General features: G+C 70.7%; 7 protein-coding genes. 3 read left to right on the forward strand and 4 right to left on the reverse strand.

The window, feature by feature from the left end:
• Positions 1–13: 13 nt before the first annotated feature.
• Genes opcA through tkt form a run of 4 tightly spaced genes read right to left on the reverse strand, consistent with a single transcriptional unit; the run spans position 14 to position 5,832 of the window.
• Positions 14–1,069: a glucose-6-phosphate dehydrogenase assembly protein OpcA gene (gene opcA, locus AB0B01_RS26720; protein WP_361724086.1), complete on the reverse strand. Its 1,056-nt coding sequence runs from the start codon at positions 1,067–1,069 to the stop codon at positions 14–16.
• Positions 1,066–2,592 (reverse strand): glucose-6-phosphate dehydrogenase, encoded by a 1,527-nt coding sequence (gene zwf, locus AB0B01_RS26725; RefSeq protein ID WP_361724089.1) that lies wholly within the window; start codon positions 2,590–2,592, stop codon positions 1,066–1,068. The genes opcA and zwf overlap by 4 nt, the downstream gene beginning before the upstream one ends.
• Positions 2,593–2,598: 6 nt before the next feature.
• The gene (gene tal, locus AB0B01_RS26730) at positions 2,599–3,717 is read right to left on the reverse strand and encodes a transaldolase (protein ID WP_361724092.1); all 1,119 of its coding nucleotides are present in this window, start codon (positions 3,715–3,717) and stop codon (positions 2,599–2,601) included.
• A gap of 30 nt (positions 3,718–3,747) precedes the next feature.
• A complete protein-coding gene (tkt, locus tag AB0B01_RS26735; RefSeq protein WP_361724095.1) occupies positions 3,748–5,832 on the reverse strand; it encodes a transketolase in 2,085 nt (694 codons plus the stop codon).
• Positions 5,833–6,097: 265 nt separating this feature from the next.
• Between tkt and AB0B01_RS26740 the strand changes: the two genes are divergently transcribed.
• From AB0B01_RS26740 to AB0B01_RS26750, 3 genes are all read left to right on the forward strand, one after another.
• On the forward strand, positions 6,098–7,045 hold the full coding sequence (locus AB0B01_RS26740) for a heme o synthase (RefSeq protein WP_361724098.1): 948 nt from the start codon (positions 6,098–6,100) through the stop codon (positions 7,043–7,045).
• A gap of 24 nt (positions 7,046–7,069) precedes the next feature.
• On the forward strand, positions 7,070–7,414 hold the full coding sequence (locus AB0B01_RS26745) for a hypothetical protein (protein WP_361724101.1): 345 nt from the start codon (positions 7,070–7,072) through the stop codon (positions 7,412–7,414).
• 127 nt (positions 7,415–7,541) lie between these two features.
• Positions 7,542–8,743: amidohydrolase family protein (locus AB0B01_RS26750; RefSeq protein ID WP_361724104.1), on the forward strand; the 1,202-nt coding region annotated here is incomplete at its 3' end.

Raw genomic sequence — 8,743 nt, forward strand, 5'->3', positions numbered from 1 at the left:
CGGCCGAGGTTCGTCACTGCTTGGCCGGAGCCTTCTTCGCAGCCGTCTTGGCCGCGGGCTTGGCAGCCGGCTTGGCGGCCGGCTTCGCCTCCGCCTCGGTCGCCTCCGCCGCCTCGGCCGGAGCCGGCGCCGCGGCCGGCTGCTCCGCCTCCAGCGTCGCCACGCCGAACTTCAGCGCGGACTCGTAGGTGTTGTCCGGGTCCAGCCGCCGCAGCTCCTCCGCGAGCAGCTCCGCCGTGTCGCGGCGCTTCAGCGCCACCGCACGGTCGGGCTGCCCCGGCATGCACAGCGTGGCCAGCGAGCCGTCCGCACGGTCCAGGACGATCTCGCCCTCCTTGGTCGTCAGCCGGACCGACGTCAGGCCGGGGCCCGAGGAGACCGTCCGCTTGACGGGGACCTCAAGCCGGTCCCCGAGCCACATGGCCAGCAGCTCGCAGCTCGGGTTGTCGTCCTCGCCCTCGACGTGCGCCGAGACGACCGTCACGTGCTGCTGGTCCAGCGCCGCCGCCAGCATCGAACGCCAGGGAGTGATCCGGGTCCAGGACAGGTCCGTGTCCCCGGGCGCGTACGACGCGGCACGCCCGGCGAGCGCATCGACCGGGTCCTCGCAGGAGTACGTGTCCGTGATCCGGCGCTGCCCCAGGGCGCCCAGCGGATCGCCCGCCAGGTCCGTCGGAGCACCCTCCGGCCACCACACCACCACCGGGGCGTCCGGCAGGAGCAGGGGGAGGACCACCGACTGGGCGTGGTCGACCAGCTCGCCGTGCAGGCGCAGCACGATCGTCTCGCCGCTGCCGGCATCCGCCCCGACACGGACTTCCGCGTCGAGACGGGCGTCACGACGGCTGCGCGGCGAGCGGCTGACCCGCTTGATGACGACGAGGATCCGCGAGGGGTGCTCGTGGGACGCGTCGTTCGCCGACTTGAGCGCGTCGTACGCGTTCTCCTCGTCGGTCACGATCACCAGCGTGAGGACCATGCCGATGGCAGGCGTGCCGATGTCCCGGCGCGCCTGCACCAACGCGGCATTGATCTTGCTGGAGTTGGTCTCCGTGAGGTCGATCTTCATGGCCGGCGCCAGCTCCGTCCGTCTCGTGCGAGCATCTCGTCCGCCTCGACCGGCCCCCAGGTGCCCGCCGGGTACTGCGCGGGCTTGCCGTGCTTGTCCCAGTACTCCTCGATCGGGTCGAGGATGTTCCAGGAGAGCTCGACCTCCTGGTGGCGCGGGAAGAGGTTCGCGTCACCGAGCAGGACGTCGAGGATCAGGCGCTCGTACGCCTCGGGGCTCGACTCCGTGAAGGACTCGCCGTAGGCGAAGTCCATCGTGACGTCCCGGACCTCCATCGAGGTGCCCGGAACCTTGGAGCCGAAACGCACCGTCACGCCCTCGTCCGGCTGGACCCGGATGACCAGGGCGTTCTGCCCCAGCTCCTCGGTCGCGCCCGACTCGAACGGCAGGTACGGGGCCCGCTTGAAGACGACGGCGATCTCGGTCACGCGGCGGCCCAGGCGCTTGCCGGTCCGCAGGTAGAACGGGACGCCCGCCCAGCGGCGGTTGTTGATCTCCAGGCGGATGGCCGCGTACGTGTCGGTCTTCGACTTCGGGTCGATGCCGTCCTCTTCGAGATACCCGACGACCTTCTCGCCGCCCTGCCACGCCGCCGAGTACTGGCCCCGCACGGTGTGCTTGCCCAGGTCCTCCGGGAGCTCGACGGCCGTGAGGACCTTGAGCTTCTCGGCCACCAGCGCCTTCGGGTGGAAGGAGCCGGGCTCCTCCATCGCGGTCAGCGCGAGCAGCTGGAGCAGGTGGTTCTGGATGACGTCGCGGGCCGCGCCGATGCCGTCGTAGTAGCCGGCCCGGCCGCCGATGCCGATGTCCTCCGCCATGGTGATCTGCACGTGGTCGACGTACGACCGGTTCCAGATCGGCTCGAACATCGTGTTGGCGAAACGGAGCGCCAGGATGTTCTGGACCGTCTCCTTGCCGAGGTAGTGGTCGATCCGGAAGACCTCGTCCCGCGGGAAGACCTCGTGGACGACCTTGTTGAGCTCCTCGGCGCTCTTCAGGTCGTGGCCGAAGGGCTTCTCGATGACGGCACGCCGCCAGGAGCCGGCCTTCTGCGCCAGACCGTGGTCCTTGAGCTGCTGGACCACCTTGGGGAAGAACTTCGGGGGGACCGACAGGTAGAAGGCGAAGTTGCCGCCCGTGCCCTGCTGCTTGTCGAGCTCCTCGATCGTCGCCTTCAGCGTCTCGAACGCCTGGTCGTCGTCGAAGTCGCCCTGCACGAACCGGCAGCCCTGCACCAGCTGCTGCCACACCTCTTCCCGGAACGGCGTGCGCGAGTGCTGCTTGACGGCCTCGTACACCTCCTGGGCGAAGTCCTCGTGCTCCCACTCACGGCGGGCGAAGCCGATCAGCGAGAAGCCCGGCGGGAGCAGGCCTCTGTTGGCCAGGTCGTAGACGGCAGGCATCAGCTTCTTGCGCGACAGGTCACCCGTAACGCCGAAAATGACCAGGCCGGACGGCCCCGCGATGCGCGGAAGCCGCCGGTCCTGTGCGTCACGAAGCGGGTTCGCTCCGTTTACAAGCAACGTGCTCTAGCCTTCCGTGGGGGCGAGGCGCTCAAGCTCCGCCTCGGTCGACTTCAGCAGGTCGTTCCAGGACGCCTCGAACTTGTCGACGCCCTCGTCCTCAAGCAGCTGCACCACATCGTCGTACGAGATGCCCAGCTTCGCGACCGCATCGAGCTCGGCGCGGGACTGCGCGTACGTGCCGCGCACGGTGTCGCCCGTGATCTCGCCGTGGTCGGCGGTGGCCTCCAGGGTGGCCTCCGGCATCGTGTTCACCGTGTTCGGGGCGACCAGGTCGTCCACGTACAGGGTGTCCTTGTACGCCGGGTCCTTGACGCCGGTCGAGGCCCACAGCGGACGCTGCTTGTTGGCGCCTACCCGCTCCAGGGCGTTCCACCGGTCGGAAGAGAAGACCTCCTCGTAGGCCTCGTAGGCCAGGCGGGCGTTGGCGAGGGCCGCCTTGCCCTTCAGGGCCTTCGCCTCGTCCGTGCCGACGGAGTCCAGGCGCTTGTCGATCTCGCTGTCCACGCGGGACACGAAGAACGAGGCGACCGAGTGGATCAGGGACAGGTCCAGGCCGGAGGCCTTCGCCTTCTCCAGACCCGCCAGGTAGGCGTCCATGACCTCGCGGTAGCGCTCCAGCGAGAAGATCAGCGTGACGTTGACGCTGATGCCGCGCCCGATCACCTCGGTGATCGCCGGCAGGCCGGCCTTGGTCGCCGGGATCTTGATGAGGGTGTTCGGGCGGTCCACCAGCCACGCCAGCTGCTTGGCCTCGGCGACGGTCGCCCGGGTGTTGTGGGCGAGGCGCGGGTCGACCTCGATCGAGACCCGGCCGTCCTGGCCGTCGGTGGCGTCGAAGACCGGGCGCAGGATGTCGGCGGCGTCGCGGACGTCCGCCGTCGTGATCATCCTGATGGCCTCCTCGACGGTGACCTTGCGGGCGGCGAGGTCCGCGAGCTGCTGCTCGTAGCCGTCACCGCTGCTGATCGCCTTCTGGAAGATCGACGGGTTGGTGGTCACGCCGACCACGTGCGACTGGTCGATGAGCTCGGCCAGGTTGCCGGACGTGATGCGCTTGCGGGACAGGTCGTCCAGCCAGATCGCCACACCCTCGTCGGAGAGGCGCTTGAGTGCGTCTGTCATGGGATTACAACTCCTACTCTGGTGCCGGCGTCAGCGCGCGGCGGCGATCGATTCCCTGGCGGCGGCGGCGACGGCCTCGGGGGTGAAGCCGAACTCGCGGAACAGCACCTTGGCGTCGGCCGAGGCACCGAAGTGCTCCAGCGACACGATCCGGCCGGCGTCGCCCACGTAGCGGTGCCAGGTCAGGCCGATGCCCGCCTCGACCGCGACGCGCGCCTTCACCGACGGCGGCAGGACGCTGTCCTTGTAGGCCTGGTCCTGCTCCTCGAACCACTCGACGGACGGCATCGAGACCACGCGGGTCGGGATGCCCGCGGCCTGGAGCTGCTCGCGGGCCTCGACGGCCACGTGCACCTCGGAGCCGGTGCCGATGAGCACGACCTGCGGCCGGCCGCCCTCGGCCTCGAACAGCACGTACCCGCCCTTGGCGGCGTCCTCGTTGGGCTCGTACGTCGGCACGCCCTGACGGGTCAGCGCCAGACCGTGCGGGGCGCCCTTGCCGAACACCTTGGTGTGGCGGCGCAGGATCTCGCGCCAGGCGATGGCCGTCTCGTTCGCGTCGGCCGGGCGGACCACGTTCAGGCCCGGGATGGCGCGCAGCGAGGCGAGGTGCTCCACGGGCTGGTGGGTCGGGCCGTCCTCGCCCAGGCCGATGGAGTCGTGCGTCCACACGTACGTCACCGGCAGGTGCATCAGGGCGGACAGGCGCACGGCGTTGCGCATGTAGTCGGAGAACACCAGGAAGGTGCCGCCGTAGATGCGGGTGTGGCCGTGCAGCGCGATGCCGTTCATGGACGCGGCCATGGCGTGCTCGCGGATGCCGAAGTGGATGGTGCGGCCGTACGGGTCGGCCTCCGGCAGCGGGTTGCCCTTCGGCAGGAAGGACGAGGTCTTGTCGATGGTGGTGTTGTTGGAGCCGGCGAGGTCGGCCGAGCCGCCCCACAGCTCCGGGATGATCCCGCCGAGCGCCTCAAGCACCTTGCCGGAGGCCGCACGGGTGGCGATGCCCTTGCCCGGCTCGAAGACGGGGAGCTTGTCCTCCCAGCCCGCGGGCAGCTCGTTGGCGTTGATCCGGTCGAACTCGGCGGCGCGCTCCGGGTTGGCCGTGCGCCAGGCCGAGAAGTCCTTCTCCCAGGCGGCCTTGGCGTCGCGGCCGCGGTCCAGGGCCTTGCGGGTGTGGCCGATGACCTCGTCGGAGACTTCGAAGGCCTTCTCCGGGTCGAAGCCGAGGACGCGCTTGGTGGCGGCCACCTCGTCGTCGCCGAGGGCCGAGCCGTGCGCGGCCTCGGTGCCCTGGGCGTGCGGGGCCGGCCAGGCGATGATGGAGCGCATCGCGATGAAGGACGGGCGCCCGGTCTCGGCCTTGGCGGCCTGGAGGGCCTCGTACAGCGCCTTCGGGTCGAGGTCGCCGTTCTCCTGCTGGGCCACGCGCTGGACGTGCCAGCCGTACGCCTCGTAGCGCTTGAGGGTGTCCTCGGAGACGGCCGTCTCGGTGTCGCCCTCGATGGAGATGTGGTTGTCGTCCCACAGCAGGACGAGGTTGCCGAGCTTCTGGTGGCCCGCGAGGGAGGAGGCCTCGGCGGAGATGCCCTCCTGGAGGCAGCCGTCACCGGCGATCGCGTAGACCATGTGGTCGAACGGGGAGGTGCCCGGGGCGGCCTCCGGGTCGAACAGGCCGCGCTCGTAGCGGGCCGCCATGGCCATGCCCACCGCGTTGGCGACACCCTGGCCCAGCGGGCCGGTGGTGGTCTCGACGCCGGCCGTGTGGCCGTACTCGGGGTGGCCGGGGGTCTTGGAGCCCCAAGTGCGGAAGGCCTTGAGGTCGTCCAGCTCCAGGCCGAAGCCGGCCAGGTAGAGCTGCGTGTAGAGAGTCAGGGACGAGTGACCCGCGGAAAGCACGAAACGGTCGCGGCCGACCCACTCGGGGTCGGCCGGGTCGTGCCGCATGACCTTCTGGAAAAGGGTGTACGCGGCGGGGGCCAGGCTCATCGCCGTACCGGGGTGGCCGTTACCGACCTTCTGGACCGCGTCGGCGGCCAGGATGCGGGCGGTGTCGACGGCCCGCTGGTCCAGTTCGGTCCATTCGAGCTCTGTGGTCGTCGGCTTGGTGCTCACCGTGGGTCAGGGCTCCTCTCCACATGTCTGTTCCCGGTGACGAACGGTGCACCGGCGCGATTCCGAGCCTACCCCCGTGACGGCGTGCAGCTATTCGAGTGCCCGCAGTCCGTCACAACGTCGCGGCGCCGATCGGACCAACACGGGACGACCCCCGCGCAGGGCGACGTAAGTGCAACGTCTAGAGTGGCGTGGTACGCGCAAGCCTTTACCGGAGCTTCCTTTGAAGAGTCCGGGTCGCAGCTTGCTGGATTCTCTCTCAGGGGTGTGCGTGACGGCCGTCGAATCCCGTCCAGCGGGGGTGCTCGGGACCCCTCCCGGTCATCGGCCGTTCGGGGCCCGGGCCATGGCTTTCGTGGCATTGACCAAGCCGCGGATCATCGAACTTCTGCTGATCACCACAGTGCCGGTCATGTTCCTCGCCGAGCAGGGCGTGCCCTCGCTGTGGCTGGTCCTCGCGACCTGTTTCGGCGGCTACCTGTCCGCGGGCGGCGCCAACGCGCTGAACATGTACATCGACCGCGACATCGACGCGCTGATGGACCGTACGGCCCAGCGGCCGCTGGTGACCGGCATGGTCAGCCCGCGCGAGTGCCTGGTCTTCGGCATCACCCTCGGGGTGGTCTCGACCCTTTTCTTCGGTCTGCTGGTGAACTGGCTGTCCGCGGCGCTCTCGCTCGGCGCGCTCCTCTTCTACGTCGTCGTCTACACGATGCTGCTGAAGCGGCGCACCGCGCAGAACATCGTCTGGGGCGGCATCGCGGGCTGCATGCCGGTGCTCATCGGCTGGTCCTCGGTCAAGAACGAGGTCTCCTGGGCCGCGGTCATCCTCTTCCTCGTCATCTTCTTCTGGACGCCGCCGCACTACTGGCCGCTGTCCATGAAGGTGAAGGAGGACTACGCGCGTGTCGGCGTGCCGATGCTGCCGGTGGTGGCGGGCAACAAGGCCGTGGCGCGTCAGATCGTGCTCTACAGCTGGGTGATGGTGGCGGTCTCGCTGCTGCTGACCCCGCTGGGGTACACCGGCTGGTTCTACACGTCGGTGGCGCTGGCCGCGGGCGGCTGGTGGCTGTGGGAGGCGCACGCGCTGCACGCACGGGCCAGGGCGGGCGTGACCGGCGGGAAGCTCAAGGAGATGCGCCTGTTCCACTGGTCCATCACCTATGTGTCGCTCCTGTTCGTCGCGGTGGCCGTGGATCCCTTCCTCCGTTGATTACTCGCCGGTAGCATGGCTGTCATGGCAGACACCACCGCAGACGCAGACACCAAGAAGCTGGACCGGAAGGCCGCGCGGCTGGCCAAGCAGATCGGCGCGTTCGGCCGGCAGCACGGCGGCGCCGAAGGCCAGCTCGCGCACATCGGCCAGGCCGGCACCCGGATCGTGCTCGTGGGCGCGGACGGAGCCTGGGGCGACCTGGTGGCCCCGAACTGGCAGGTGGCCCAGCTGGCCGCCGAGAAGGCCGCGCTGACCCTCCACGAGGAGTTCGACGGCGAGTTCGCCGCCCGGGTGAAGACCGGTCCGTACGAGTGGAGCCGGATGGCCGGGATCCAGCTCGGCGGCGCGGGGCAGCCGGGCGCCTGAGCGGAGCCGCCGGCCCCCGGCCGGCCCCGGTGGCCGCTCGGTCAACAGCGCGAGCAACACCTCGCACCCCGCTCACCCGTTAGGACGTGTGGAAGCCCCTTCCTCACGTCCGCAACGGGATGCCCGGATGATCGAAACGCCGCCCCTGGTGGACCAGTACTGCCACGGAGTGCTCCGCACGGAGCTGGGCCTCGCCACCTTCGAGGCCCAGCTGTTCCCCTCGGCCGGCCCGCCCGCAGCCGGGACCACCTTCTTCGACACCCAGGCCGGATTCGCCGTGCGCCGCTGGTGCCCGCCGCTGCTCGGGCTGGAGCCGCACTGCGCCCCGGCCCGCTATCTGGCCCGGCGCCGCGAGCTGGGCGTGATCGAGTCCCGCCGCAGGCTGCTGCGCGGCTCCGGGATCGCCGCCTACCTGGTGGACACGGGCGTGCCCGGGGACCTCGCCGGGCCCAAGGAGCTGGCGGTCGCGGGCGGCGGCGAGGCCTTCGAGCTGGTCCGGCTTGAGCTGCTGGCCGAACAGACCGCCGACACCTCCGGGACGGTGGCCGCCTTCCTCGCCAACCTCGCCGAAGCCGTCCACCACGCCGCCGCCGGAGCCGTGGCCTTCACCTGCGGCGCGGACGCCGGGTACCTGGCAGCCCTCGCCGACGAGCCCGGGCCGCCCGATCCGGGCGCGGTACGGGGGGCGGTCGGCCGGTGGCTCGCGGGGCGCTCCAAGGGGGTGGCCGTGCGGGACCCCGTACTCCTGCGACACCTGCTGTGGAGCGCGGTGGCGTACGGGCTGCCGCTCCAGCTGCACACGGGGGCGGGAGAGCCGGGGGAGCGGCCTGAGCAGGGCGGTCCTGCCCTGCTGGCGGAGTTCCTGCGGGCCACCGCGGGCCTCGGGACGCAGCTGGTGCTGTGCGGCGGATACCCCCACCACCGGGAGGCGGCCCGGCTCGCGGCAGCGTTCCCGCACGTCCACGCCGATCTCGGCGCGGCCCTGGGGAGGGGCGGGGCGCGGGCCGCGGCAGTGCTGGCCGAGCTGCTGGAGCTCGCCCCCTTCGGCAAGCTGCTCTTCTCCAGCGGGGGCCGGCAGCTGCCCGAACTGCACGCGGTGGGCGCACTGGTGTTCCGGGAGGCGCTGGGCCGGGTGCTGGGCGCCTGGGCCGGCGAGGGGGCCTGGTCCTGGCGGGACGCGGACCGGGTGGCGGCCATGATCGCGGCGGGCAATGCCCGCCGCGTCTACCGGCTGGACGAGCGCGGCTGGCCTGTTGTCACCGAGCCCTGCGAAACGCCCCCAGGTGATCCCATCATGATCGGTCGCATTCCCGTACTGGACGTCCGCCC

This window comes from Streptomyces sp. NPDC044571, assembly GCF_040647115.1.
Classification (GTDB): domain Bacteria; phylum Actinomycetota; class Actinomycetes; order Streptomycetales; family Streptomycetaceae; genus Streptomyces.